General features: G+C 41.9%; 30 protein-coding genes and 1 other annotated feature. Of the genes, 20 read left to right on the top strand and 10 right to left on the bottom strand.

The features are described 5' to 3' along the window. Nucleotides 1–41: 41 nt before the first annotated feature. Nucleotides 42–569 (bottom strand): FUSC family protein, encoded by a 528-nt coding sequence (locus tag ACTW1R_RS10230; protein WP_118215481.1) that lies wholly within the window; start codon nucleotides 567–569, stop codon nucleotides 42–44. A 390-nt stretch (nucleotides 570–959) separates the two neighbouring features. Here ACTW1R_RS10230 and ACTW1R_RS10225 point away from each other — a divergent pair, with 390 nt between their 5' ends. Next, complete coding sequence (locus ACTW1R_RS10225) at nucleotides 960–1,658, top strand: sunset domain-containing protein (protein ID WP_118215482.1); 699 nt, start codon at nucleotides 960–962, stop codon at nucleotides 1,656–1,658. Between the two features lie 174 nt (nucleotides 1,659–1,832). Here the strand turns inward: ACTW1R_RS10225 and ACTW1R_RS10220 are convergent, their stop codons facing one another. Beyond that, a complete protein-coding gene (locus ACTW1R_RS10220; RefSeq protein WP_115232504.1) occupies nucleotides 1,833–2,285 on the bottom strand; it encodes a hypothetical protein in 453 nt (150 codons plus the stop codon). A gap of 506 nt (nucleotides 2,286–2,791) precedes the next feature. Here ACTW1R_RS10220 and ACTW1R_RS10215 point away from each other — a divergent pair. After that, a complete protein-coding gene (locus ACTW1R_RS10215; RefSeq protein ID WP_005229760.1) occupies nucleotides 2,792–3,301 on the top strand; it encodes a QueT transporter family protein in 510 nt (169 codons plus the stop codon). 85 nt (nucleotides 3,302–3,386) lie between these two features. Here ACTW1R_RS10215 and cbpA read toward each other — a convergent pair whose 3' ends face one another. Then, nucleotides 3,387–4,025 (bottom strand): cyclic di-AMP binding protein CbpA, encoded by a 639-nt coding sequence (gene cbpA / locus ACTW1R_RS10210; protein ID WP_005229762.1) that lies wholly within the window; start codon nucleotides 4,023–4,025, stop codon nucleotides 3,387–3,389. A gap of 155 nt (nucleotides 4,026–4,180) precedes the next feature. Here cbpA and rpmG point away from each other — a divergent pair, with 155 nt between their 5' ends. The 4 genes from rpmG (at nucleotide 4,181) to ACTW1R_RS10190 (ending at nucleotide 6,796) form a co-directional block, all read left to right on the top strand. Then, nucleotides 4,181–4,333 (top strand): 50S ribosomal protein L33, encoded by a 153-nt coding sequence (gene rpmG / locus ACTW1R_RS10205; RefSeq protein WP_005229764.1) that lies wholly within the window; start codon nucleotides 4,181–4,183, stop codon nucleotides 4,331–4,333. 12 nt (nucleotides 4,334–4,345) lie between these two features. Next, nucleotides 4,346–4,516, top strand: coding sequence for a preprotein translocase subunit SecE (gene secE / locus ACTW1R_RS10200; protein ID WP_005229766.1), 171 nt, complete (start codon nucleotides 4,346–4,348; stop codon nucleotides 4,514–4,516). Between the two features lie 118 nt (nucleotides 4,517–4,634). After that, nucleotides 4,635–5,177, top strand: coding sequence for a transcription termination/antitermination protein NusG (nusG, locus tag ACTW1R_RS10195; RefSeq protein ID WP_005229769.1), 543 nt, complete (start codon nucleotides 4,635–4,637; stop codon nucleotides 5,175–5,177). A 128-nt stretch (nucleotides 5,178–5,305) separates the two neighbouring features. Beyond that, nucleotides 5,306–6,796, top strand: a complete 1,491-nt coding sequence (locus ACTW1R_RS10190; RefSeq protein ID WP_156235830.1) for a DUF1576 domain-containing protein — start codon at nucleotides 5,306–5,308, stop codon at nucleotides 6,794–6,796. Between the two features lie 153 nt (nucleotides 6,797–6,949). On the opposite strand, the gene sdaAA is transcribed toward ACTW1R_RS10190, so the two are convergent. Both sdaAA and sdaAB read right to left on the bottom strand, forming a co-directional pair. Next, nucleotides 6,950–7,822, bottom strand: coding sequence for an L-serine ammonia-lyase, iron-sulfur-dependent, subunit alpha (gene sdaAA, locus ACTW1R_RS10185; RefSeq protein WP_074932907.1), 873 nt, complete (start codon nucleotides 7,820–7,822; stop codon nucleotides 6,950–6,952). Between the two features lie 14 nt (nucleotides 7,823–7,836). Further along, nucleotides 7,837–8,502 carry an L-serine ammonia-lyase, iron-sulfur-dependent subunit beta gene (gene sdaAB / locus ACTW1R_RS10180; protein ID WP_005229781.1) on the bottom strand — a complete coding sequence of 222 codons (666 nt, stop codon included), beginning with the start codon at nucleotides 8,500–8,502 and terminating at the stop codon, nucleotides 7,837–7,839. Between the two features lie 318 nt (nucleotides 8,503–8,820). Here sdaAB and rplK point away from each other — a divergent pair, with 318 nt between their 5' ends. The 4 genes from rplK (at nucleotide 8,821) to rplL (ending at nucleotide 11,221) form a co-directional block, all read left to right on the top strand. Continuing rightward, nucleotides 8,821–9,243 carry a 50S ribosomal protein L11 gene (gene rplK, locus ACTW1R_RS10175; protein WP_005229787.1) on the top strand — a complete coding sequence of 141 codons (423 nt, stop codon included), beginning with the start codon at nucleotides 8,821–8,823 and terminating at the stop codon, nucleotides 9,241–9,243. A 100-nt stretch (nucleotides 9,244–9,343) separates the two neighbouring features. Beyond that, complete coding sequence (rplA, locus tag ACTW1R_RS10170; protein ID WP_005229790.1) at nucleotides 9,344–10,033, top strand: 50S ribosomal protein L1; 690 nt, start codon at nucleotides 9,344–9,346, stop codon at nucleotides 10,031–10,033. Between the two features lie 63 nt (nucleotides 10,034–10,096). Next, nucleotides 10,097–10,223: a sequence feature (ribosomal protein L10 leader region), on the top strand. 64 nt (nucleotides 10,224–10,287) lie between these two features. Continuing rightward, on the top strand, nucleotides 10,288–10,788 hold the full coding sequence (rplJ, locus tag ACTW1R_RS10165) for a 50S ribosomal protein L10 (protein WP_016610861.1): 501 nt from the start codon (nucleotides 10,288–10,290) through the stop codon (nucleotides 10,786–10,788). 61 nt (nucleotides 10,789–10,849) lie between these two features. Beyond that, entirely contained in the window at nucleotides 10,850–11,221 is a 372-nt protein-coding gene (rplL, locus tag ACTW1R_RS10160; protein WP_003127081.1) for a 50S ribosomal protein L7/L12, read from the top strand. Between the two features lie 116 nt (nucleotides 11,222–11,337). Here rplL and ACTW1R_RS10155 read toward each other — a convergent pair whose 3' ends face one another. Together ACTW1R_RS10155 and ACTW1R_RS10150 are read right to left on the bottom strand one after the other, a co-directional pair. After that, a complete protein-coding gene (locus ACTW1R_RS10155; RefSeq protein WP_005231922.1) occupies nucleotides 11,338–11,511 on the bottom strand; it encodes a hypothetical protein in 174 nt (57 codons plus the stop codon). A gap of 148 nt (nucleotides 11,512–11,659) precedes the next feature. Beyond that, entirely contained in the window at nucleotides 11,660–12,679 is a 1,020-nt protein-coding gene (locus ACTW1R_RS10150; RefSeq protein ID WP_005229799.1) for a branched-chain amino acid aminotransferase, read from the bottom strand. A 210-nt stretch (nucleotides 12,680–12,889) separates the two neighbouring features. Here ACTW1R_RS10150 and ACTW1R_RS10145 point away from each other — a divergent pair, with 210 nt between their 5' ends. Beyond that, nucleotides 12,890–13,858: a pyridoxal-phosphate dependent enzyme gene (locus tag ACTW1R_RS10145; RefSeq protein WP_175496481.1), complete on the top strand. Its 969-nt coding sequence runs from the start codon at nucleotides 12,890–12,892 to the stop codon at nucleotides 13,856–13,858. Nucleotides 13,859–14,056: 198 nt separating this feature from the next. Here the strand turns inward: ACTW1R_RS10145 and ACTW1R_RS10140 are convergent, their stop codons facing one another. Genes ACTW1R_RS10140 through ACTW1R_RS10130 form a run of 3 tightly spaced genes read right to left on the bottom strand, consistent with a single transcriptional unit; the run spans nucleotide 14,057 to nucleotide 17,245 of the window. Further along, nucleotides 14,057–14,881: a TPM domain-containing protein gene (locus ACTW1R_RS10140; RefSeq protein ID WP_016610936.1), complete on the bottom strand. Its 825-nt coding sequence runs from the start codon at nucleotides 14,879–14,881 to the stop codon at nucleotides 14,057–14,059. Then, nucleotides 14,878–15,999, bottom strand: coding sequence for a TFIIB-type zinc ribbon-containing protein (locus ACTW1R_RS10135; protein WP_015509952.1), 1,122 nt, complete (start codon nucleotides 15,997–15,999; stop codon nucleotides 14,878–14,880). Before ACTW1R_RS10135 ends, ACTW1R_RS10140 begins: the two co-directional genes overlap by 4 nt. Nucleotides 16,000–16,015: 16 nt before the next feature. Next, nucleotides 16,016–17,245 carry an SPFH domain-containing protein gene (locus ACTW1R_RS10130; RefSeq protein ID WP_010749514.1) on the bottom strand — a complete coding sequence of 410 codons (1,230 nt, stop codon included), beginning with the start codon at nucleotides 17,243–17,245 and terminating at the stop codon, nucleotides 16,016–16,018. A gap of 283 nt (nucleotides 17,246–17,528) precedes the next feature. On the opposite strand from ACTW1R_RS10130, the gene dnaX reads away from it, so the two are divergent. The 9 genes from dnaX (at nucleotide 17,529) to rsmI (ending at nucleotide 24,301) form a co-directional block, all read left to right on the top strand. Then, complete coding sequence (gene dnaX, locus ACTW1R_RS10125) at nucleotides 17,529–19,250, top strand: DNA polymerase III subunit gamma/tau (RefSeq protein WP_375826615.1); 1,722 nt, start codon at nucleotides 17,529–17,531, stop codon at nucleotides 19,248–19,250. Between the two features lie 20 nt (nucleotides 19,251–19,270). Then, nucleotides 19,271–19,585 (top strand): YbaB/EbfC family nucleoid-associated protein, encoded by a 315-nt coding sequence (locus ACTW1R_RS10120; RefSeq protein ID WP_005229811.1) that lies wholly within the window; start codon nucleotides 19,271–19,273, stop codon nucleotides 19,583–19,585. 14 nt (nucleotides 19,586–19,599) lie between these two features. Further along, complete coding sequence (recR, locus tag ACTW1R_RS10115; protein WP_005229813.1) at nucleotides 19,600–20,196, top strand: recombination mediator RecR; 597 nt, start codon at nucleotides 19,600–19,602, stop codon at nucleotides 20,194–20,196. Between the two features lie 20 nt (nucleotides 20,197–20,216). Beyond that, nucleotides 20,217–20,864, top strand: a complete 648-nt coding sequence (gene tmk, locus ACTW1R_RS10110; protein ID WP_005229815.1) for a dTMP kinase — start codon at nucleotides 20,217–20,219, stop codon at nucleotides 20,862–20,864. A 32-nt stretch (nucleotides 20,865–20,896) separates the two neighbouring features. Beyond that, on the top strand, nucleotides 20,897–21,226 hold the full coding sequence (gene darA / locus ACTW1R_RS10105) for a cyclic di-AMP receptor DarA (protein WP_005229817.1): 330 nt from the start codon (nucleotides 20,897–20,899) through the stop codon (nucleotides 21,224–21,226). 14 nt (nucleotides 21,227–21,240) lie between these two features. Beyond that, nucleotides 21,241–22,173: a DNA polymerase III subunit delta' gene (holB, locus tag ACTW1R_RS10100; RefSeq protein WP_015509950.1), complete on the top strand. Its 933-nt coding sequence runs from the start codon at nucleotides 21,241–21,243 to the stop codon at nucleotides 22,171–22,173. A gap of 29 nt (nucleotides 22,174–22,202) precedes the next feature. After that, nucleotides 22,203–23,003: a PSP1 domain-containing protein gene (locus ACTW1R_RS10095; protein WP_005229821.1), complete on the top strand. Its 801-nt coding sequence runs from the start codon at nucleotides 22,203–22,205 to the stop codon at nucleotides 23,001–23,003. A 19-nt stretch (nucleotides 23,004–23,022) separates the two neighbouring features. Continuing rightward, a complete protein-coding gene (locus ACTW1R_RS10090; RefSeq protein WP_026008088.1) occupies nucleotides 23,023–23,370 on the top strand; it encodes a DNA replication initiation control protein YabA in 348 nt (115 codons plus the stop codon). A 70-nt stretch (nucleotides 23,371–23,440) separates the two neighbouring features. Then, the gene (gene rsmI / locus ACTW1R_RS10085; RefSeq protein WP_128489222.1) at nucleotides 23,441–24,301 is read left to right on the top strand and encodes a 16S rRNA (cytidine(1402)-2'-O)-methyltransferase; all 861 of its coding nucleotides are present in this window, start codon (nucleotides 23,441–23,443) and stop codon (nucleotides 24,299–24,301) included. Nucleotides 24,302–24,460 lie beyond the last annotated feature (159 nt).

Genomic DNA, 24,460 nt, shown 5'->3' with positions numbered 1-24,460 from the left:
CTCAATGACGTTTTGAGATGGGGTTCTTTTTCTGCTTTGTTTCAAACCGAATCGCTCTGACTCGGTGTTGCCTTCGTTTGTGCAGTGCGTTTATTGGGGAATGGGAAAAAGCGATTCACCAGTATGGCGATCGTCATGCCTATGAAGCTATCAACAATCCGATTAAAGGCATACAAGTATGATTCAGTTTGAGGAATCATAAACAAAATCGTCAATAGCGTGGCACAGGCGCCAACTGTTCCCTCGGAGTAATCAAATTTGACCAATAAAGCGATCATCAACATGATCACTAAAGGGATCGCAATGATTTGTATAACGGACGAATATCCGAAAAAGTTAAATATCGCAATACAAAACACAGAAGCGATTGCACCGAAGCTGTTACCGGCAATCCGATGTTTCCCGTATTTGACGGTATTCTCATGATCTTCTCTTAATGTGAAAACAGCTGTGATCGTCGATACAACATACGTTTCACGATTCAGAAGAAAACTAATCAAAATACACAGAAATACACTAATGCCAGTTTTTACATTTCTTAAGCCAAAGGTCAATCCAAATAATTTCAATCATGCCATCCTCTCAAAACAATTTCAACGAAATAGATTATACCATATCGCAAGCACTCATATTTTAGATTTTCAGAAAAATGAACAACGATTCTTTCATCGTGCGTTGAGAGGTAAATTCTACCAGTAGTCGAAAAGCTAGTTTTATCCTATGCACTTTTCAACTTTGAGTATTGAAAGGAATACAATAAGTAAACCTAACTTTAAATGAATTGATTTTCGCATTCCTCGTTTAAAGCTCCTTTCCATTTCCATGAGTGATCCTTCTTTTGATTTTTCAGTCCTGTTATCATTTATATAAGTTGTTTTGATAAAAAACTACTTATTGTTTATAAAAAGTTTGTTTTTTAGATATTATATTGAGATAATCAAAAATAAGGAGGGGATAAAATGAAAAAAGTTTCTGTATTACTTGTTTTCTTACTTGGTTTTGTTGTTTTTCCAGTGACAGTTTTCGCTGCTTCTTCACCGAGCGTGAGCTATCAAACGAATGTCCAGTCTCAAGGGTGGCAATCATGGAAAACAAACGCTCAGACGTCAGGGACTACAGGGAAAGGGAAGCGACTTGAAGCAATCAAAATAAAAATTACAAACGAAAAATATAAAGGAAGTATTGAATATAAAACATCCATTCAGAAACAAGGATGGGAAAAATCTTTTAGAAAAAATGGTGCGCTATCTGGTACAAGCGGTAAGGGGCAACGTTTGGAAGCGATCCAAATCAAACTTACCGGTGAGATCGCTAAGTATTATGATGTCTATTATCGAGTCAATGCACAACAATTTGGCTGGATGGGCTGGGCAAAAAACGGGCAGTCCTCAGGAACTTCTGGCTTTGGCTTTCAATTGGAAGCAATTCAGATTAAGCTGGTAAAAAAAGGTGGGAAAGCACCTGGAACGACGAATAATGGCTTTCGAGATGGACTGAAAAAATATGTAGATAAACGGGGCAAAGGGTTGATCAAAGGGTCAAAACAAAAGATTTATCACCTACCGGGTAGTCAATACTATAAGAAAACGACCAGTCCGATTCGTATGTTCAAGACAGAGGTGGAAGCTTACAAAGCGGGCTTTCGACCTGCTAAATAGAGAAGGACTCAGTCAATGTGTACACAATCGGGCACTTGAAACTGGTTCGATCACTATAAAAAATTCCTTCCCCTCAGCGGGAAAGGAGTTTTTTATTCCATAGTATTTTTTGCTAGATATGAGGATTCACAAAGTAAGTTTACTGGCTGCCCGCTTTATAGGCTGATCCTTTTTTTAGCGAGGTTTCAGCACAAAGCTACCATCTTCATCGTTCATTCCTTCAATAAATGTAAAAATAATATTTTTACCATCTCTTTCAAGGAAGAAGTAGGACATCTCAGTTTCATATTCTGGATCTTGCATCACTAGCTGATTGTCTTCAAGGGTATAGTTGTAGGTATACTCGAATTCTTCCCAGACTACCCCATCAAAAGCTACTCCAAGCTCTTCCAGTTCATCATCTTCTTCTGATTGTAGCGAGCTATTATCGGTACCAATAGTAAGATTCGTTTCACTAAATGTGGCTGTCATCACTGCATACTCACCATCATCATCATCTATCTCAATAAGCCAGTCATTTTTTTGTAAGTCTTCTTTTGTGATATTTTCATTACCATTACCATTTCCACAACCAACAGCTATGACCATCAGAAGGAGAGTTATTAAGTTTATCGCTATTTTTTTCATTATTACACCTTTTCTTCCTTTTATTTTTGTTTATATGAGTATGTTGTAACATATTTATTACGTGCCTCGTTAAAGTAAAAAAATATGATTATCCATCACGTGATTTGCGACATCGATTACAAGTGCTTCTCTCCCTTCTTTTTTTAGTTTTGCTATCTGAAAGATCAGCATGACTAGCGGTACTTTTTTATTAGTAAGCGTAGGCTTTGCAAGATTATTTCTCATTGAGTTAGCTTTCCATAAATATGCTTTTATTGGAAGCCAAAAAGAAAAGCTAACCCCATGAGCCGTGACAAGCTTGTTTAAGTAGAAAAACGAAGCACTGAATGAATGGCAATCGGTGAGAAACTTGACTTAGAAAAAGCTTTTAAGGTGATTTAGAAAAGGAATTGGCTGGTTTAACATTGATATATGGCTATTAATGTGTATAATAAGTACTTGTGCGAAGCGCACCGCGGTTCATCAACCATCCCGCGTAATCAAAACTCGGAGAAAGTAGGGATCAAATGGAAAAATCCACAAATCTAACCAATCAACGTTTGCGTGTCGTCGCAGCCAATGGGATCATTATGGCACTTTATGTTGCTGTAACGGTTCTGGTCGCACCAGTCGCCTCAGGAGCGATTCAATTCAGAATATCTGAAGGGTTGAATCACTTAGTCGTTTTCAACAGAAAATTGATGTGGGGTGTCGTCGGTGGGGTCGTTGTGTATAACTTGTTCTTTGGAATGGGGATCTTGGATGTCGTATTCGGCGGTTTCGGAAGCTTTTTAGCCTTAGGAGCAACTGCCTTGGTACATAAGAAGATTCCAAATGTTTTCTTAAGACTCGCATTTAATACAATTGTTTTTTCATTAAGCATGTTCCTGATTGCGATTATGCTAAACATCACCTTAGCATTACCTTTCTGGCCAACCTTTGCAACAACGGCATTGAGTGAATTTATCGTGATGACGATCACTGCACCTGTGATGTATATCATCAATCGTGCCGTTCGTTTCGATAAACGCGTTTAAAAAAAAATCTTGTTTTTTGCTTTGATGGTTCTCAAAAAACAAGAAAAAAGATCATTCCTTTCTTTCTTAGGAATGATCTTTTATTTTATTCTGCTTTTAGGTCTTCGATCTCCACAACTTTGAAATTTTTTGCTTCCAGTTGAGAAACGATCTTGTCGCATAATTCTTTTGATGTGTTCGCTGGTAAAGTGATCATCGTACGACGGATAAATTCATCTTTACCGATATCCAGTGTGATACAGCTGGCAATACTGCTGTATTTTGCGATTATTTTTGCGATGACTGCTAAGTCGCCTTGTTGACCAGTTGATGCGATCGTCAACACATAGCTTCCTTGCTCAACACTCCATGACTGTGACAACATGTTCAACAAAGAACTGTGTGTCAAGATGCCATAAAATTGATTGTTTTCATCTAATACAGCAATATAAGGCAATTCTTTGATCGTGAAGAAAACGTTAAAGAAAGAAGAATTGACATAAATAAATTTGGTCGCATTTTTTAGTAGATAAGTGACTGGCAAAGTCATGTCGCCGCCGTTTGCTTTGTGGCGATAAATGTGCATTTTATAAATATTTCCTCTGAAAATCTTGCCTGATTCATCTAGGATAGGCACACAACGATAACCAGATTCTTCCAAAATTGCCAGCGCTTCTTCTAAAGTAGCTGTTTCTTTTACCGTTGTTAAATCGCGTTTTTTGTAAACCATTGTTTTTAATAACATAATTTTCCCTCCCAAATACCCATTTAACACCATTATCATACCACAAAATTAGAAGAAACTATATTTTTACGACAGAAAATCAAAAATTGACACATTCTTAAATAAATGGTATTTTTAGTGTTGGAAAACTTTATAAAAAGGGGGAGGACACTAAGATGGCAACAAAAAAAGCTGCTTTGGCTTGTTCTGTCTGCGGATCCCGCAACTATTCAAAATCAGTCAGTGAAGGTAAAAAAGGCGAACGCCTTGAAATCAACAAATTTTGCAAGTATTGTAATCAATATACGTTGCATCGTGAAACGAAGTAAGGAGGGAATCAAATGAAATTTTTGAAAAATGTTGTTGAAGAAATGAAAAACGTTTCTTGGCCATCAAAAAAGCAATTACGTAAAGATACCTTTGTGGTGATTCAAACAACCATTATTTTTGCATTGATGTTCTTTGTGATGGACACACTGATTCAAACAGTCTTCAATTGGATCCTAAAGTAAGACTTCTTACTGATAGCGCTAGTCATTTATCGCAAATCATGCTATAATCGCTTTGAGGAAAAACTTCGGTGCAGCTGAGGTTTTTTTATTTTACAAAAAGATGGGGAGTCCGAAAAAAATGGAATCTTTTGAAAAAAATTGGTATGTACTGCATACGTATTCTGGCTATGAAAACAAAGTAAAAGCGAACCTAGAGTCACGTGCACAAAGCATGGGTATGGGTGATTATATTTTCCGTGTCGTCGTTCCCGAAGAAGTAGAAACAGAAGAAAAAAACGGCAAAACCAAAGAAATCGTTCATAAAACATTTCCTGGCTATGTATTAGTTGAAATGGTCATGACGGATGAATCTTGGTACGTTGTACGTAATACTCCTGGGGTAACAGGTTTCGTTGGTTCCCATGGTGCAGGAAGCAAGCCAGCGCCTTTATTACAAGAAGAAATCAATTCAATTTTACGTTCGATCGGTATGAGCACTCGGACGGTTGAACTGGAAGTAGAAATTGGCGAAACCGTCAAAATCATCGAAGGTGCGTTTTCTGGTCTAGAAGGACAAGTAGCAGAAATCGATGAAGAAAAACAAAAACTAAAAGTGAACATCGATATGTTCGGTCGTGAAACGAGTACAGAACTTGATTTTGAGCAAGTAGATAAGATTTAACTACTGGATTCACTAGCAAGAATGACTCTTTTACGGTAAAATAACAGTAATGAGAATAAAGTGGACCAATTCGTTGGCCCACTTTTTTTCTCAAAATCAGTAAGCGCTTTATAAGAGGAAGGGGTCCTATGTCAAAACTAGTCACTTTTTTTAGAGTAAAGTTTCACAATGATTTTCATCCCCATGGTAAAGGGATGATCTCTGTACATAATGGATATAGCTTGTTATTTCTTTTCAATTTGCTGCTATTTTTCTTTGCTATGTTGTTTTTTGATCCAATGGTGGCAATCGAAGAGCTCAAGTTGATTTTGTTTTCGGAAAGTCATTTAGTCACCGATTATATTGCCATGACCTCGGTAGGGACGGCTTTGTTAAATAGCAGTCTGATGACCTTTGTAGCGATCTCGATTTGCTATCACTATCGGGTACCGATCACGGGCGGTGCAGTCTCTGCGATCTTCATGGTGACTGGCTATGGCTTTTTTGGGAAAAATCTCCTGAATTTTATCCCAATATTTTTAGGCGTTCGACTGTATTCGTATTTTATGAACGAACCATTGAAAAAATTTCTGTTGATCGCCCTCTATGGGTCATCGGTTTCCCCAATCGTCAGCTATTTTGCTTTCAATGATTCCTTACCACCATACTTTAGTCTAGTGATGGGGTATGGCATTGGGATCTTCACCGGTTTTTTGATGGTTCCTATGGCCTTATACTTTCAAGCGCTGTTTCAAAGCGTCAGTCTATACAGTGCGGGATTTACTTCAGGGATGCTATGTACACTGGTCGCTGCCATCTGCCGAATGTTTGGCTTTACGATCGAGCTAAGAACATTAGTATCTCAAGAGCAGCAACCTCGATTGATTTTTATGATGCTGGTTTTAGGAGGGGTATTCGTCGGCTATGGCTTGTTGATGGCGATCAAGAAAAAACGATTGAATATGCGAGCGATTTGGTCGCATAGTGGCAAAATCGAGCGAGATATTTTAAGGGATACTGGCGTTTATAATACGATGATCAATATGGGGTTAATGACATTCTTGTTAGTGGCTTACGTTGTCAGTATTGGTGCGGTTTTAAATGGACCAGTTATCGGTGCGATCTTTTGTGTCATCGGCTTTTCTGCTTGTGGCTCTCATGTGTTTAACTCGCTGCCTTTATTGGCAGGGGTGACGATCGCCAATCTATTGAGCGTATACACCATCAACGAGACGGTTACAGTCACGTCAGCGATTTTTGCGATGATGCTCTGTGCAGTAACAAATGCCTATGGCTGGAAAGGCGGCTTGGTGGTCGGTTTTGTCCACGCCTCAATGGTACTGAATATTGATTTCTTACATGGAGGTTTGAATCTGTATAACAATGGTTTTTCTGGCGGGCTCGTCGCCATGATGATCATTCCCTTATTGGATCTCAGCAAACAGCTCTGGCAAAAATCAGCCGATCAGGCACAAGCTACCCAGGAAGAAAAACCACAAATGGACTTGAAAGCACAAGAAAGCGAGCAGCCATTGGTCACGTTGGATCAAACAGAAGGGAAACCTAAATTTTCCGAGCCTGTGAAGGTATTAAAACCCGTTGCCCAAAAGAAACACTATAGGTTAGGCGAGTGGGAGTAGAAAAACCGCCAATGTCGTTTGTTACTTGTTTAACAAGTGTGGATTACTTGTCTTTTCGTCGCTGGAAATCATGGGAAAATGAAAACCAACCAAGAACAAGCAACGATTGGTTGTTCTTGGTTGGTTTTTATTCGTGTTCGTTTCTAAAAAAAATCAACGATTGGCTTCTAAGATTTCTGCCTGCAAGCGTTGGGCAGTCGGTGTCATGGCTAGACCGCCTTCAGCCGTTTCCTTGAAAATGCTAGGCATTTGGCGACCGACTTGATACATCGCTAAGACCACTTCATCAGGTGGGATAACACTTTCGATTCCTGCCAGTGCCATGTCGGCAGAGATAAAGGCTTGGGAAGATCCCAGGGCATTGCGCTTCACGCATGGGACTTCGACTAAGCCCGCGACAGGGTCACAAATCAAGCCCATCATATTTTTGAGGGTGATCGCCACCGCTTGAGCCGCTTGGTGAGGGGTGCCACCTTTTGCACAAACCAAAGCTGCCGCTGCCATTGCGCTAGCAGAACCGATCTCCGCTTGACAACCGCCTTCGGCTCCAGAAATCGAGGCATTGTTGGCAATCACTAGACCAAAGGCTCCGGCTGTAAATAAAAAGTCGACTTGTTGCGCTCGAGTCAGTGCCAAACGTTCACGTACGGCCATCAAGACACCAGAAACAACACCCGCACTACCGGCGGTCGGTGTTGCACAGATCAAGCCCATTTTCGCATTGACTTCGTTGACTGCAATGGCATTTTGGACCGCGTGTAGAATGGTTTCTCCGCTTAAAAAATCACCGGCAGCAAGGTAGTCGTTCATGCGTGTCGCATCGCCGCCGGTCAATCCCGTCACCGATTTTACACCAGCGACACCTTCAGCGACTGATTGTTCCATAACAACTAAATTCTTTTCCATGATTGCAAGGATCTGTTCGCGACTACGGCCAGTATTTTCAGCTTCGATCGCAATCATCATCTCTGCAACGGAAGGATAATTTTTACTCTCTGTTACTAATTCTTCTATTGTATAGAACATGTGCCTTTTCTCCTTTAATCAAAATACGCAGCGCTGTAAACGTGTGGCAAAACTTTGATTTGTTGCGCCAGCTGATCATTGCGCTGATCGACTTCGATGATCATGATTGCTTTATCACCGACAGCTTCTCTTGTTACGGTCATCGTACCGATATTGATTTGAGCCTCTGATAGTAAATTGGTTACTTTTGCAATCATTCCTGGAACATCTTGATGAACGATCACATAAGTTGGCGTACCCAGCGTCAGAGAAATTTTGAAGCCGTTAAGCTCTGAGATTTGAATATTACCACCACCGATCGAGATACCAGTGACAGAAAGTTTGTGGCTACCTTTTGTCAAAATCATCTTGACCATATTTGGATGTTCCGCTTTTTCTTTTTTAGGAACGAATAGGACTTCGATCCCTTTCTCATAAGCGATTTTTAAAGAGTCTGCTAGGCGAGCATCATCTGGCTCCATGCCTAAAAGACCGCCAACTAACGCAATATCGGTTCCATGACCGCGATAGGTTTTGGCAAACGATTCATACAAAAGGATATCAACACTGTCTGGCTGTTCACCAAAAATACTGCGAACGATTTTTCCGATCCGAGCCGCACCGGCTGTATGAGAACTGCTGGGACCCACCATGATGGGACCGATTATATCAAATACACTGCGGTATTTTAATTGTTCCATTTTTTTCACCTCGATAGTAGTAAACGAATAGGGAAGAATTCCAGTAGTAGTGTAGCATAAAAAAATGAGAGAATGAAAAAAGCAGACCAAAAGCAAGGGATTTTTATTTATTTTTTTATCAAAGGAATGACGAAAAGTGATGGTGAGTATTTTTTCAAAAAAATCAGCTGAAAAACCTTGAATTATTCCTTAAAGATGCTATAATATTCCAGTGTGCTTTCGTCACACGTTTTTTGTGTGTGCACATGAATCACCAAAGTGGGAGGAGAAATTTGGATCTCCAATTAACCACATCACGGACTCAAGGAGGTATGTCTCGTGGCAAAAAAAGTAGAAAAAATCGTTAAATTGCAAATTCCTGCAGGTAAAGCAACACCAGCTCCACCGGTAGGTCCTGCGCTAGGTCAAGCGGGTATCAACATCATGGGATTCACTAAAGAATTCAATGCTCGTACAGCTGATCAAGCAGGTTTGATCATTCCAGTAGTGATCTCTGTATACGAAGACCGCTCATTTACTTTCGTTACAAAAACACCACCAGCAGCAGTATTGTTGAAAAAAGCAGCAAACGTTGAAAAAGGTTCAGGCGAACCAAACAAAACAAAAGTTGCAAAAGTTTCACGCGATCAAGTAAAAGAAATCGCTGAATTGAAAATGGAAGACCTAAACGCAGCTGACGTTGAAGCAGCAATGCGCATGGTTGAAGGAACTGCACGAAGCATGGGGATCACTGTAGAATAATTACAGCCCTAAGGAAGTAGCTTCTCAGTCGGCTTCATATTGAAAAATATGGGACACGTGGGAGGTTCTACCGTTATAACCACATCAAGGAGGAAACAAAATGGCTAAAAAAAGCAAAAAAATGCAAGAAGCATTGAAAAAAGTTGATGCTACAAAAGCTTATTCAGTTGAAGAAGCAGTAGCTTTGGCAAAAGAAACAAATATTGCAAAATTCGACGCAACGGTTGAAGTTGCTTACAAATTAAACGTAGACCCTAAAAAAGCGGATCAACAAATCCGTGGCGCGGTTGTATTACCAAACGGTACTGGTAAAACACAAACAGTTTTAGTTTTTGCTAAAGGCGATAAAGCCAAAGAAGCAGAAGCAGCTGGTGCTGATTTCGTTGGTGACGACGATATGGTTCAAAAAATCCAAGGTGGCTGGTTCGATTTTGACGTTGTTGTTGCAACGCCTGACATGATGGCTACTGTTGGTAAATTAGGTCGTGTGTTAGGCCCTAAAGGTTTGATGCCTAACCCTAAAACTGGTACAGTAACAATGGACGTAACAAAAGCAGTTAACGAAGTTAAAGCTGGTAAAGTAACTTACCGTGTTGACAAAGCTGGAAACATACACGTACCAATCGGAAAAGTTTCATTTGAAGATGACAAATTAATCGAAAACTTCAAAACAATCCATGAAACATTGTTGAAAGCTAAACCTTCAGCAGCAAAAGGTCAATACATGAAAAATATCTCAGTTACAACAACATTTGGACCTGGGATCCATGTAGAACAAGCTTCTTTCTAATTTAACACAAAAATTTAAAACTTTTATTGACTTGACTGCCTTATCTATGGTAAGGTAGTCAAGGTTAAAAGTTTAACTGTACCGAAGACAGTAGGTGGCATTTGCCTTAATTTCCTACCGAGGACGTTTATTGAGAACCTTCAATAGTCCCTCTATGTCTACGGTGGCATAGAGTTTTTTATTGTCTTTTTTTAGACAAAGGAACCGTTCGTTTCGAAGAAACTCTTCCATCAAAATCAGGAGGTGAAATATAAATGAGTGAAGCAGCTATCGCTAAAAAATCCGCGATCGTTGATGAAGTGAGTGAAAAATTCTCTGCAGCCGCATCTGTAGTCGTTGTTGACTACCGTGGATTAACTGTTGATGAAGTAACTCGCTTACGTAAACAATTGCGTGATGCAAACGTTGAGATGAAAGTTATCAAAAACTCAATTCTTTCTCGTGCTGCTGAAAAAGCTGGTCTAGAAGGTTTAGGTGAAGTATTCACTGGTCCTACTGCCGTAGCATTCAGTAACGAAGACGTTGTTGCACCTGCAAAAATCATTAACGATTTCGCAAAAGACGCAAAAGCTTTAGAAATCAAAGGCGGTATCATCGAAGGCAAAGTTTCTTCATTGGAAGAAATTACTGCATTGGCGAAATTGCCAAACCGCGAAGGACTTCTTTCTATGTTGCTATCTGTGCTACAAGCACCTATCCGCAACGTGGCTTACGCTGTCAAAGCAGTGGCAGAAAAAGAAGAAGATGCAGCATAATTGCCGCATGATTTTTCAGTATTAAAAAACTAAACTACTTACTTAAATGGAGGAAAACAAAATGGCATTGAACATTGAAAACATTGTCGAAGAGCTAAAAGGCGCGACAATCTTAGAATTAAACGATTTAATTAAAGCTATCGAAGAAGAATTTGGCGTATCTGCTGCAGCTCCTGTAGCTGTAGCTGGTGGAGCTGGCGATGCTGGTGCTGCTGAAGAACAAACTGAATTCACTGTAGAATTGACTGCAGCTGGCGATCAAAAAGTTAAAGTTATCAAAGCAGTTCGTGAAGCAACTGGCTTAGGCTTGAAAGAAGCGAAAGCAGTCGTTGACGGAGCTCCTTCAGCAGTTAAAGAAGGCATCTCTAAAGACGAAGCTGAAGCATTGAAAGCAGCTTTAGAAGAAGTTGGCGCTTCAGTAACAGTTAAATAATTTTTCTTAGTGTCAAATCCTTTTGTATGAAGGGGTTTGGCGCTTTTTTTTGTAAATGAAATTCCTGCAAAAGGAATAAGCAGCGATCCCCGTTTCTTACTAGCGAGGATCACTGCTTATTTTTTTCGGAATTGTTGGAATAGGAACACAAAAATAAAAAAGAAAAATGCTTCCCACAATGTTGTGGTCCAGCTAAAGCTGCGGTTGATACCAAAAACGAGATTACCGATATTGGAAACCACCAAATACAATGCTGTTGCAAGCAAAGAATAGCCGAGTCGTTTACCCATCATTACGCCTCCCTTTGCTATGATTGTAACAAGTCGAAAGAGTTGTGGCAATCAATTCTCTCCTGATGGAAAGGAATTGGTTGGCGGAAAGAGAATAAAACGAACGATCACAGTGGACCGTTCGTTTTATGATGGTCTATGGGTGTGGCTATTTCAATGGGACATCAAAGATCCAACCTGTTGGGGCCGCAATATCTCCAAATTGAATGCCGGTCAATTGATCATACAATGCTTTTGTTTGTGGACCAACTTCCGTTTCACTATAGAACACATGAAAATCCTCACCGTTTTGGATCCCGCCGATTGGGGAGATAACAGCAGCTGTTCCGCAGGCACCCGCTTCGACAAACCGATCCAGCTCATTAAGATAAACATCGCCTTCAACAGGGGTCAATCCTAATGAGTGTTGCGCTAGATGCAGCAATGAATATTTTGTGATACTTGGCAAAATAGAAGGAGATTTTGGTGTCACAAATTCATTGTCAGCCGTGATTCCGAAAAAGTTAGCAGAACCGACTTCTTCGATTTTGGTATGCGTTTCTGGATCCAGATAGATGCAGTCGGAAAATTTCCGCTGATGGGCTTCGTATCCAGGCAACAAACTCGCAGCATAATTTCCACCAACTTTGGCTGCGCCAGTACCATTTGGTGCCGCGCGATCATAATCAGAAACAATGAAATTGGTCGGTGTCAATCCGCCCTTAAAGTAAGGACCGACAGGCATACAAAAAACCGTAAAAATATACTCTGGTGCTGGACTGACACCGATGTTTTCTCCGACCCCAATCAATAGAGGACGAATATACAAGGTGGCGCCGCTGCCATAAGGTGGAACATATTCCTGATTTGCTTTTACTACTTGTTTTACCGCATCTAAGAAAAAGTCCTCAGGAACCTCTGGCATGCGCAGGCGATAGGCACTGCGATTCATCCGTTTGCTATTTTCGTCTGGACGGAACAAATTGATGCCGCCATCTTTTCTTCGGTAGGCTTTTAGTCCTTCAAAACATTGTTGTCCATAATGAAGAGCGGTTGATCCCTCGTGGATATGCAGATAATTATCCTCGGTAAGTTCGCCTTCATTCCAAGAACCGTCTTTCCATGTTGCCAAAAAACGCCATGGCGTCTTGATATAAGAAAACCCTAAATTTGACCAATCGATTGTCATTCGTTCACACCCTTTTTTAATTTTTCTAAGTATAGCACTTCAGAAAAGAAATGTCATTATTTTCTGAAAATTCTTCTGTAAGAATAGTTGGTGACATTGACGTGTAAAGGATAGGGAAGTGCTCTTTGCTTGTACGAGTTCCCCAGTTTGTTTTTCTACAAGTTCTGTGCTTCAATGAGAGTATAAAAAAACAAAAAAGGGGGAACGTTTGTGATTGAGGAAGTGTTGACGGACAGTCAGGGGATCGCTGCTGCGTATCGACGATTGAAACCAATCATGATCCATACACCACTTGCACCAAGTAATATTTTAGGCAAAGAAAAAGAGGGCACGATATTTTTGAAATTAGAAAATCTACAGCGTACCGGCTCCTTTAAAGCGCGGGGGGCGTATAACAAGCTCGCTTCATTGACTGATGCAGAAAAACTTCGCGGTGTCATCGCCTGTTCTGCAGGAAATCATGCGCAAGGTGTTGCTCTCGCAGGATCGTTACTGGGGATCAATGTCCGAATCTTTATGCCATTAACGGCTGCTAAAACAAAAATAGAGGCGACAAGAAGCTATGGCGCACAAGTCGTTTTAGCAGGAGAGACGTTTGATGAAACCAAACAACTGACAGTAGACGCCATGAAAGACAGTGGCGAAGTTTTTGTCTCTCCCTTTGATGATCGTGCAGTAATGGAGGGGCAAGGAACGATTGCGATCGAACTGTTGGAGGATCTTCCAGATGTTGATAATGTCATTATTCCCATCGGTGGTGGTGGGTTGATCGCTGGGATGGCTTTAGCCTTAAAAGAACTTCGTCCAGAAGTCAAAATCATCGGCGTTCAATCCTATGGCGTTTATGGTATGATCGCATCGATCTGGCAGCAAAAGCTGGTAGCCAATCGCCGCAGTAGAACGATCGCCGATGGCTGTGATGTTGCTTTAGCAGGGGAGCTGACCTATGATGTTTTAAAGACCCGTATCGATGAAACGGTCTTAGTTGAAGAATCCGACATCGAACAAGCGATCCATTACTTGGCTTTGAAGGAAAAAGTCATTGCAGAAGGTGCTGGTGCATTAAGTACAGCGGCGATTTTAAGCGGACAAATCGATCATTTACTTCGAGGAAAGAAAACTGTGGCATTGGTCTCCGGCGGCAATATTGATTTCTCTGTGTTTAAGGAAATGATTTGAATAAAAAGCATACTCAAGTAAAATCGATGAGGTACATTTGAAATTATCAAAAGGATCTCTATATCTTTACCGGCGATAGGGTCAAAATCATTGTGACGATAGCTAAAGGACTTCTCGATTCATGGTATGAATAGCAGCAAAAAAAAGAGTTCCCGTTTGAAGGAACTCTTTTTTACATTCAAAAGAACTATTTAACGATTAGAAACTGCGTCCGCCGCCGCCGAAAGTACCGCCGCCAGAAGAGTGGGTCGTACTGCCGCCTCCGCCGCCAGAAAAACCGCCACCACCGCCGCCTCCGCTATTATCCGAGGGACGGGGGATGCGTCTGGTTGTGACAAAGGAGTTGACTAAGCGATCTTCTTTTTGAGTCAGATCAATACTTGATTTTTCTAGATAGTTAAATTTGTAGCCGCCCATTTTTAATTGATAACGGGATTTAACAATGATGAAAAAGGCGATACTGATCACTGCCGCGATCGCTAAGCAAATAGCAATTTCTAGTGGCGTCATCACTTTGTAATAAGTAATTTTTCCAGTATCACGATCGATACGATAGTGATCGGCAGGAACACCTGCTTCCACAAAACCAGCTGCTTTTTGCAGATAGACCAATGCCGCTTGGTAATAATTTCCCTCTGCCATTTGGTCAAATACCGCATCAAGAAGATTATCTAGACGTGAATCGGTGAGGTAATCGATCATATTTCCAGAAGTCGAAACGTGAAATTTACGTTGCGACATATCGATCACCAAAGCGGATCCATTGTTGTCGTTGCCGATCCGTCTTGAAAGATATCGATTAGTATACAACTCGATATCTCCCGTGTTGCTGTTCGTTGTTTGAATAAACACTTCGCCTTTGATTTTTGCATTCAGCGCTTCTGCTTCTTCATTCAACTTCTGGATTTCTTGTTCGGTAAAAAGTCCAGCGTGGTCTGCGACTGTCTCTTCGGCTGCAAAGGCGGGCAGGGTGGTTAAGAAAAAGCCAACCAGCAGAAGCAACAAATAAGATAGTTTTTTCATAAGAAATACGCTCCAATCAATGCGAGGATGGTCGTTGCCGCGAAAATTGCGCCACTGACGATTCCCAAGCGTTTGTAACTGATCGGTAAAACACCGCTGACTTTTCCTGTTTGCCCATTCATCGCATAATAAAAGGCACTCTTGTTTTCATCATCGGCTCGATAGGTCACTAGCCATACAGGAAGCAAAACGTAGTTGTTTTCTTCTTTTGTTAGATTGATGGATCGATTGTTGCGTTTAAAACTAGTATAGCCATTGACCGTACCTGCTAGCAGATTTTCAGCATACCCCGATAACTCGTTTTTGACTTCGTCGGAAAGATCAATGTATTCAATGTCTCTTTTTTCTGCTTGGAAGCCGGCTAAATACTGACTGCGAAAATTAACAGCTTTTTCAAGGGGAAACGGCTGAACGCCAGTTACCATTTTTTGTTGGACGTTTTTTGACAGCGCATGCTTGAGCAATTCATTCACCTTGATTTTGCCTCGTCGCAAGACATCGTATTGTTTATGCTCGGTATATTCAATATCACCAACGCGCCAAATACGCAAGGAGGTACCCATTCCTGAGAGGGAGCCGTTCATCTCGGCATCGACGACCCAATAAGGGAAGTATACGCCAGTCAATTTCTCTACTTGTGCTTGGTCGAAGAAATCCCGTGGGACGAATTTTTTCTTTTGCGCCCATTCTAAAAACTTTTGCGTTGCTTCTTCTTTTTCGATCGCAAAGGGAAGGACTTTGTTTGGCAAAAATTCTCCCGAAAGCCGTCCAGATAAAACGACCGGGTTATGGCAAAAGTAGCAATAGGTTGCAGCTGTAGTCGCATCCGTCACGATTTCAGCACCGCAGCTGGGGCAGGTGAAAAGGTCCATCTGTCCCGCTTGTGCATTGGCTTGTTGTTGCACTTCTTCTTCAAGGCTCGGCTCCGTCACTGAGGCAGCCGTGGCATCTACAGAAGAATCAGCGGCCATTTGCGCTTCTTTTTGCTTTTCTTCAAAGGCAGTGACTTCGTCTTCAGTAAAAATACTCAGACAAAATGGACAATGAAATTTTTGATCGCCAGGATCAAAGGTTAAAGCGCCCCCGCAATTGGGGCACTTATGTGTGATAACATCCATCAGCAATCCTCCTCAATTAGTCTACTGGGACACCTTTGAAAGGTTTGCCGCAATTCGGACAGAATTTTGGAATGCCGTTGGCTAAATCAATCACTTCACCACAATCACTGCATTTCATTTTCAGACTTGGTCCATCGCTCGTTGGTTTAGGCGTGCCGCAATTGCTGCAGAATTTACCAGTATTAGATGTGCCGCATTGTGGGCAGTCCCAATGATCTGCGTTGCTTTGTGCAGGTGCTTGTTGCTGCTGCATCTGCTGTTGGTTGTTTTGTGACGCTTGGTTCAAATAACCGCCACCAGCGTTCATCCCCATGCCCATACCAACAAACCCAGTCGTAGCGCCAGCGGCATTGCTACCGGCAGATTCCATACCACGAGCTACCGAACCTTGAACATAGCCTTCACGAATCGAAGGGTCACCTAACATTGCCCCTTGGTTCCGCATGTTGATCAATTTTACGGAATCATCCGTATAAGAGATGCTTGCGACGGCAACCGAAACGATTTCCATTCCTCGGAGTTCTCGCCAGCTGTCATCAAGAACTGTTCCCATATATTTGCTTAATTCCATGCTCTTAGATGGAACGTAAGAAATTCGTTCGCCATCAGCGGACATTTTGTTGATCGCTGTTTGTAGGGCGGTCAAAAATTCAGCTAAGTACTGCTCGTTGATGTCGTTGATATCGACTTGACTTTTGTTTTTTGGGATCGCATTCGTGTAGAACAAAATTGGATCGGTAATTCGTAAGGAATAGTTTCCGTGCGCCCGCAAGAAAAGTTCTGCGTTGTAAAAGTTGTCAAAATAATTCAAAGGCGAGGAAGTACCGAAGCGAATCCCTTTGATTTCTTGTAGATTGATATAAAAAACTTGTTGTTTTTGCGGTGTAACGCCACCAAACTTAAAGCGGTCAAACGTTTCAGAAATCGCATCTTTCAATGAACCGTTTAACATTGAAGGCGCTAATTCGTTTTTCACTGTATAGTAGCCTTCTTCGGCGGTATAATCGATGATTCGCCCGCCATCAACCAATAACATCATCATATTCGGATAGACATGGATCACTGAGCCATCAGTGATGACATCTTCTGTGCCTTTTCTGTTGGAACCGCGTTTGTCATTACGCCGCACTTTGACACCTTTTGTCATTACTGTCGAATCGCTCATATTGTCAGGCTCGATCACCTCTAGCCATTGATCTGCTAATCCGCCGCCAATTGCGCTTGTTGCCGCTTTGATAATACCCATTTTCAGTCCTCCTTTAAATTGTTTTCATCACAATAGATGAACATAGATTCATTATACCATAGGAGGTGAGATTTACGTTATCAGTCTAAAGTTGGAGAGGAGTTTTTCGCAAAATCCATCAATAAACGGTTCGTTCGCAGGTGGATTTGAATAAAAGAGACAAATTGGAGATTGCGGATTAAATTTCCATTTCTTTTGAGATTCCCCCACGCAAACGGTGGTTTTTTTGGCTGATATTACGTATAATAGAAGGTAGCGAATTTTGAAATGAGTGTGGAAAACTATGGCTTATCAAGCATTATATCGTGTTTGGCGTTCTCAGCGTTTTGATGATGTTGTCGGACAAAAAGCAATTACCCAAACCTTAAAAAATGCAATCGATCAAAACCAGATCTCGCATGCCTATTTATTTACGGGTCCTCGAGGAACCGGGAAAACAAGTGCAGCGAAAATTTTTGCCAAAGCCATCAATTGTCCGAACCAGGTCAACGGTGAGCCTTGCAATGAGTGCGATATGTGTCGCTCAATCACAGCAGGGACGCAAGAAGACGTGATCGAAATCGATGCGGCAAGCAACAACGGTGTAGAAGAAATTCGCTTTATTCGTGATCGTGCGAACTATGCACCGACCCAAGCTGAATACAAAGTTTATATCATTGATGAAGTGCACATGCTGTCAACAGGCGCATTCAACGCTTTACTAAAAACATTGGAAGAACCACGGAAAAATGTTGTCTTTATTTTGGCAACAACAGAGCCCCATAAGATTCCAGCAACGATCATTTCTCGAACCCAACGTTTTGATTTCAAACGGATCAATACGCAAGATATCGTGGGTCATTTAGAAACGGTCCTTACTGCTAGTGAGATCAATTACGAAGCAGAAGCTTTACAGATCATTGCGCGAGCCGCAGAAGGCGGTATGCGGGATGCCTTGAGTATCACCGACCAGGCGATCGCTTTTAGTGATGGAACCGTAACGACCCAAGATGCTCTTGAAGTGACGGGCAGCTTGTCCTATGAAATGATGGACCGTCTGATGCAAGCTTGCGGGGAAAAAGAAGTTGCCGATGCGTTAGCGACCTTGCGGGAGTTATTAGCCTCTGGTAAAGAAGCCCGACGTTTATTGGAAAACTTGTTGGTTTATTGTCGAGACTTGCTGATGTATCAACAAGCGCCGCAGCTGCTATCTGAAAAGTCGCTGCAATTGACTGAAGCGTTTCAAACACTGGCAAAAAATACCCCGCCAGCAAAAATCTATCACTGGATCACGGTCTTAAACGATACGCAAAATGAAGTACGATTTACGAACAATCCTACGATCTATCTGGAAGTGGCTGTGGTCAAATTAGCCAATGATCCAGAAAGTGCTGCTGTTGCTAGCAATTCAGCTGATAATAGTCAAGAAGTGGCGCAGTTACGGCAAGCATTGCAAAAACTTCAGGCAGAGGTGCAACGACTGCAGGAGAATCGACCGGCAGGTGCCGTTGCGGAAACCACTGCGCCAGTGAAGAAAGCCAAGGCGACCACTACGTTCCGTTTACCAAAGGAACGCGTGTTCCAAGTACTGAAAAGTGCAACGAAGAAAGACTTGGCAAACGTTCGCAATGTTTGGGACGATCTTTTGATGTCTCTTTCCGTGACGCAAAGAGCGATGCTGCATTCCAGTGAAGCAAAAGCTGCCAGCGAATCGGGCGTCGTGATCGCTTTTGACTATGAGATCTTATGCCAGCGAGCAAGTAACGACCAAGAGTTTCAATTGATGATCCATAATCAATTGTCTCGCATGATCAAAGACTACGCCCCACAGGCTGTCTTTATCACAAAAGAAAGTTGGCCAGCACTACGGCAAGAGTTTTTGGCCGGCGGTCAAGCAACGGCAGATTCGGAAATTGAAGTAGACCAAGAAGAGACCGAAGCCGCTCCTGTCGAACCTGAAAATGACGACTTAGTAACAAAAGCGCAAGAGTTATTTGGTGAATTAACCAGCATTGAAGAAAATTAATGAAAATGGAGTGATTGATAATGATGCGAGGCATGGGAAATATGCAAGGCATGATGAAACAAATGCAAAAAATGCAAAAAGAAATGATGAAAGAACAAGAAGCGCTGAACAGCAAACAATTTATCGGCGAATCGACAAATGGCTATGTCAAAGCGACCTTTACTGGGGATAAGACGTTACAAGACATTACTATCAATGAAGCGATCGTTGATGCTGACGATGTGGAAATGCTGCAAGATATGATCATTTTAGCTGTCAATGACGGATTGAAGAAAATTGAAAAAGAATCGGAACAAACGATGGGCAAATACACAAGAAACATTCCGGGTCTATAAAAGGAGAAATGACGGTGCAATATCCTGAACCGATCGCCCGATTGATCGACAGTTACATGAAACTGCCGGGAATCGGACAAAAAACCGCGACACGTTTGGCATTTTATACGATCGATATGAAAGAAGAAGTCGTCAATGAGTTTGCCAAATCGTTGCTTAGTGTCAAACGAGATTTGCACTTTTGCAGTATTTGCGGAAATATAACTGAAGAAGATCCTTGTGAGATCTGTAGTGATCCAACAAGAGACAAAGAAACGATTTTAGTGGTTGAAGAGCCTAAAGATGTCATGGCACTAGAAAAAGTCCGGGAGTATCATGGACTTTATCATGTGCTGCATGGCGTGTTATCCCCGATGGAAGGGACAGGTCCAGAAGATATCAACATTGCATCGCTGATACAGCGGCTGCATGATGATCAGGTCAAAGAAGTGATTATTGCGACCAATGCGACCACGGAAGGTGAAGCAACGGCGATGTATATGTCACGTTTGATCAAGCCTGCTGGTATTAAAGTCACGCGTTTGGCTCATGGCTTATCTGTGGGCAGCGATATTGAATACGCGGATGAAGTGACCTTGCTAAAAGCAGTAGAAGGTCGCCGAGAATTATAAAGATATTGGAGGCAATTAGGGTGAATGGATTGTTTATAACCATCGAAGGACCGGATGGTGCTGGAAAAACCAGTGTGATCGAAGAGTTGTATCCTCGGTTACAGCTTGAAGCAACAAGAAAAATCGTGAAAACAAGAGAACCTGGCGGAGTTAAAATCGCTGAAAAGATTCGTAAAATTATTTTAGATCCGCGAAATGAAGAAATGGATGAGCGGACGGAAGCCTTACTTTATGCAGCGGCCCGCCGCCAACACTTGATTGAGGTTGTCCTGCCGGCATTAAATGCTGGACACATCGTGATCTGTGACCGCTTTGTTGACAGTTCGCTTGCCTATCAAGGAGCTGGACGCCGCATCGGGATTCCTGAGATCGCACGGATCAACGAGTTTGCGACGGAAGGAACGACGCCTGATTTTACCTTGTATCTAGATGTTGACTCTGATACTGGCTTGCGTCGCATCCAAGAAAACCGCGCACATCAATATGACCGCTTAGATTCGGAAGGATTGGAGTTTCATCAACGGGTTCGTCATGCGTATCTTAAGCTGGCGGAAGAAAATCCTGTACGCATTCATAAGATTGATGCTAGAATGGGGTTACAAGAAGTTGTTGAATCCAGCTATTCAGCAATCGTTGAATCGTATCCTGCTTACTTCAAGTCAATCTAGAGTAGGTTGGATAACACAAAGGAGATGGTCCCATGAAATTAATTATGGCAATCGTACAAGACAAAGACAGTAATCGTTTGGCAAATGAGTTTATTGATGCCAATATCCGTGCTACAAAATTGTCCTCAACGGGTGGGTTTTTAAAGGCTGGCAACAGTACGTTTATCATTGGTATTGAAGACGATCGGGTACAAGATGCATTAGAATTGATCAAAAAAACCTGTCAATCAAGAAAACAATATGTCTCGACACCGATGTCTTTAGACATTTCCTTAGACGGTCAAGTTCCTTATCCAGTCGAAGTCGAAGTCGGCGGAGCAACTGTGTTCGTGCTACCGGTTGACGGATTCCATCAATATTAAAAAAGGAGCTTTTCATGGAGGAGTTATTTCTACAAGAATATCAGCCTCTTGTTTTTGCCCAACTAAAAAAAAGTATCAAGCATGGGCGCATTGCTCATGCTTATCTTTTTGAAGGGGACAAGGGGACTGGCAAGCACGAATTAAGTCTGTGGCTCGCAAAACGCCTTTTTTGTACCAATGTGCAAGAAGAAGCCCCGTGCGGCACTTGCAGCAATTGTCTGCGGATCGCCCAAGGAGAGCATCCTGACGTCATCCAAATCGAGCCGGATGGGCAGATGATCAAAGTCGACCAGATTCGGCAGCTGCAAGAGGAGTTCTCAAAAAGCGGCTTTGAAAGTCGTCTGAAAATCTTTATTTTGTCTCAAGCTGACAAAATGAACAACAGCGCTGCCAACAGCCTATTAAAGTTTTTGGAAGAACCGGTGGGAAACTTTTTGGCGATTTTAGAAACTGAGAGTTTAGGACGTATTTTGCCGACGATTCAGTCTCGCTGTCAGATCATTCATTTTTCGCAGCTGTCAAAAGAAAAACTACAGGAGAAGCTCCAAGAAGAAGGACTTTCCAAAGAGACGAGTCGACTTCTGAGCCACTTGACTAATAGTTATCATAAAGCAGTTGAAATCTCGCAGAATGAATGGTTTAATGAAACTAAGGATGCTGTTAAGCGTTGGGTGAATTACCTTTTGAAGAAAGACCCGCAAGCATTTATTTTTGTTCAGAAAAAATTATTGGGTCTAGCAAAAGAAAAAAATCAGCAATCAGAAATCTTTTTGCTCTTGTTATTTTACTTTCAAGAGGAACGAGATCGATTGTTGGCACAAGGTTTATGGGGAAAAGAGATCAATCGTGCCATTGAAGCCGCATTGCAAGCACAAAAAAAATTGCAAGCCAATGTGTCTTTCCAAGGAGTGGCAGAACAATTTTCCGTGAAAATCATCTATGGATAAAACGCAGCAGCCGGAAAAGGAGACCAGAGATGATCGAAGTTGTCGGAGTGCGTTATCATGACGTGGGCCAGATTTATTTTTACACACCAAAAAAACAGACCTATACCATAAATGAACAAGTCATCGTGGAATCACAAGATGCCAAATGTCTTGCCACGGTGGTTACAAAAAGCAGAAAAATGAATGAGAGCGATTTGCCTCAAGCAGTCAAACCGATCCTGCGTCGAGCGACGAAAAAAGATTTAGAGCAAGCTGCCGCCAATCAAAAAGCAGCAGACGAAGCGTTGAAAATCGGGAAAGAAAAAATTCGAGCACACCAGCTGCCAATGAAGCTGATTCGGGTGGCATATACCTTTGAGCGCACAAAACTGATTTTTTCGTTCACGGCAGAAAGCCGCGTAGATTTTCGTGAGTTGGTCAAAGACTTGGCAAGTGAATTTCATACACGGATCGAACTGCGCCAAATTGGTGTCAGGGATGAAGCAAAGGCGCTAGGCGGAGTTGGACCCTGCGGTCGCAAACTATGCTGTGCGACGTTTTTAGGCGATTTTATCCCAGTGTCCATCAAGATGGCTAAGGATCAAGGACTCTCCTTAAATCCTGCAAAAATTTCAGGGTTATGTGGTCGTTTGATGTGTTGTCTTAAGTACGAAAGTGAAGAGTATGAGCGTGCAAAAAAAGAATTGCCGGATCGCGGCAAGGAAGTTGAAACGCCAGATGGCAAAGGACGTGTGGTCGGGCTGGATCTGTTGAGCCGAGTGATCAAAGTCCGTTTGCATGATCGGCAAACACCAATCGAGTATGATTATGAAGAACTAGTGACAAAATAAGTAGGTGACCATAATGAGCATGGACAAACGATCAATATATGACGGATTGAATCAGTTAGAAGTGGAGTTGCAAAATTCCTTGAATAATCTAGCGGAAATGAAGCAGTCTTTGCAAGAAATCGTCGAAAAAAATACGACATTAGAATTGGAAAATCAACGCTTACGTGAACACATTCGTGAGTTGAACCAAGTGGCAGATGCACCCGCTGAATCGGTCAAACAAGAGCTTTCTAAATCACGGATGAATTTAGAAAAGATTTACGAAGAAGGATTTCATGTTTGTTATGACTTATACGGTTCTCGCAGAGAACATGACGAACCTTGTGCGTTTTGTCTAGAAGTGATCTATCGTGAAAGCGGCAAATAGCTGACAGACGAAGCGGTTCGTTAGAAAAAAGATCAGTTTCTGCTGGTCTTTTTTTCGAAAGGAGCAGTACATGCAAAAGCAGCAAAGTTATAAACAAGACAGTGGAAAACTGTATCTTGTTCCAACACCGATCGGTAACTTGGAAGATATGACGTTCCGATGTGTCAAAATTTTAAAAGAAGCGGACCTGATCGCAAGTGAAGATACTCGAAATACCCAGAAATTGTTGAATCATTTTGAGATTGCGACACCGCAAAAAAGCTTACATGAACACAATTATAAAGAACGGGTGCCACAGCTGATAGAACAGCTGCAAATGGGCAAGACTATTGCCCAATGCAGTGATGCTGGTATGCCCTCCATTAGTGATCCAGGTCATGAATTAGTCAAGGCGTGCTTGGTCGAAGGAATCGCAGTGATTGCGCTCCCAGGTCCTACGGCTGGTTTGACCGCGCTGATCGCTTCTGGCTTATCACCGCAGCCGAATCTTTTTTATGGCTTTTTACCTCGTAAGAAAAAAGAACAAAAGCAAGCGTTAAGTGAATTGGCAAGCCAAAAAGCTACGATGATTTTTTATGAGTCACCGTATCGAATCGCAGCGACGATCGAAACGATGAAAGAGGTATTGGGAGAACGTCAAGCAGTTATCTGCCGTGAATTGACGAAAATCCACGAAGAATACTTGCGAGGGACCTTTTCAGAATTGATTGAATACCTCGACCAACAACCAATCAAAGGGGAATGCTGTCTATTAGTGGAAGGCGCTTCTGAAATCCCTGAAGTCGTTTATGAAGGAAGCTATGCTGAACAGGTGGCAGCCTTGATGGAAGAGGCAGACTTGTCTTCGAAAGAAGCCATCAAAGAAGTGGCTAAACGCAATCAAGTGAAGAAACAGCTTGTTTATCAAGCCTACCATCAATTAGAAACGTAATCATACCGAGAATTCTCTCGGTATTTTTTTGTCTTTTTTCGGACTTGTGTTAAATTATCTGACATCAATAGTTAGCTATTTTCAGAAAATTCACGGTTTTCTCAGAAAAATCTAGATTATTTGAAAATATGATGTTAGGATAGCTAACATAAAGAAAAG

This window comes from Enterococcus sp. R12 (genome assembly GCF_058135755.1).
Note: the sequence above shows the minus strand (reverse complement) of the source record. Positions and strands in the feature narration are given on the sequence as shown.

Bases quoted from the DNA above. Each gene is read 5' to 3' on its own strand.
- rplJ (WP_016610861.1), top strand. From the start codon at position 10,288: ATGAGTGAAGCAGCTATCGCTAAAAAATCCGCGATCGTTGATGAAGTG.
- ACTW1R_RS10225 (WP_118215482.1), top strand. From the start codon at position 960: ATGAAAAAAGTTTCTGTATTACTTGTTTTCTTACTTGGTTTTGTTGTT.
- cbpA (WP_005229762.1), bottom strand. From the start codon at position 4,025: ATGTTATTAAAAACAATGGTTTACAAAAAACGCGATTTAACAACGGTA.
- ACTW1R_RS10120 (WP_005229811.1), top strand. From the start codon at position 19,271: ATGATGCGAGGCATGGGAAATATGCAAGGCATGATGAAACAAATGCAA.
- ACTW1R_RS10130 (WP_010749514.1), bottom strand. From the start codon at position 17,245: ATGGGTATTATCAAAGCGGCAACAAGCGCAATTGGCGGCGGATTAGCA.
- rpmG (WP_005229764.1), top strand. From the start codon at position 4,181: ATGGCAACAAAAAAAGCTGCTTTGGCTTGTTCTGTCTGCGGATCCCGC.
- ACTW1R_RS10135 (WP_015509952.1), bottom strand. From the start codon at position 15,999: ATGGATGTTATCACACATAAGTGCCCCAATTGCGGGGGCGCTTTAACC.
- ACTW1R_RS10140 (WP_016610936.1), bottom strand. From the start codon at position 14,881: ATGAAAAAACTATCTTATTTGTTGCTTCTGCTGGTTGGCTTTTTCTTA.
- secE (WP_005229766.1), top strand. From the start codon at position 4,346: ATGAAATTTTTGAAAAATGTTGTTGAAGAAATGAAAAACGTTTCTTGG.
- holB (WP_015509950.1), top strand. From the start codon at position 21,241: ATGGAGGAGTTATTTCTACAAGAATATCAGCCTCTTGTTTTTGCCCAA.
- dnaX (WP_375826615.1), top strand. From the start codon at position 17,529: ATGGCTTATCAAGCATTATATCGTGTTTGGCGTTCTCAGCGTTTTGAT.
- ACTW1R_RS10095 (WP_005229821.1), top strand. From the start codon at position 22,203: ATGATCGAAGTTGTCGGAGTGCGTTATCATGACGTGGGCCAGATTTAT.
- rplL (WP_003127081.1), top strand. From the start codon at position 10,850: ATGGCATTGAACATTGAAAACATTGTCGAAGAGCTAAAAGGCGCGACA.
- ACTW1R_RS10155 (WP_005231922.1), bottom strand. From the start codon at position 11,511: ATGGGTAAACGACTCGGCTATTCTTTGCTTGCAACAGCATTGTATTTG.
- ACTW1R_RS10150 (WP_005229799.1), bottom strand. From the start codon at position 12,679: ATGACAATCGATTGGTCAAATTTAGGGTTTTCTTATATCAAGACGCCA.
- darA (WP_005229817.1), top strand. From the start codon at position 20,897: ATGAAATTAATTATGGCAATCGTACAAGACAAAGACAGTAATCGTTTG.
- nusG (WP_005229769.1), top strand. From the start codon at position 4,635: ATGGAATCTTTTGAAAAAAATTGGTATGTACTGCATACGTATTCTGGC.
- rplA (WP_005229790.1), top strand. From the start codon at position 9,344: ATGGCTAAAAAAAGCAAAAAAATGCAAGAAGCATTGAAAAAAGTTGAT.
- sdaAB (WP_005229781.1), bottom strand. From the start codon at position 8,502: ATGGAACAATTAAAATACCGCAGTGTATTTGATATAATCGGTCCCATC.
- ACTW1R_RS10215 (WP_005229760.1), top strand. From the start codon at position 2,792: ATGGAAAAATCCACAAATCTAACCAATCAACGTTTGCGTGTCGTCGCA.
- rsmI (WP_128489222.1), top strand. From the start codon at position 23,441: ATGCAAAAGCAGCAAAGTTATAAACAAGACAGTGGAAAACTGTATCTT.
- sdaAA (WP_074932907.1), bottom strand. From the start codon at position 7,822: ATGTTCTATACAATAGAAGAATTAGTAACAGAGAGTAAAAATTATCCT.
- ACTW1R_RS10220 (WP_115232504.1), bottom strand. From the start codon at position 2,285: ATGAAAAAAATAGCGATAAACTTAATAACTCTCCTTCTGATGGTCATA.
- ACTW1R_RS10190 (WP_156235830.1), top strand. From the start codon at position 5,306: ATGTCAAAACTAGTCACTTTTTTTAGAGTAAAGTTTCACAATGATTTT.
- ACTW1R_RS10090 (WP_026008088.1), top strand. From the start codon at position 23,023: ATGGACAAACGATCAATATATGACGGATTGAATCAGTTAGAAGTGGAG.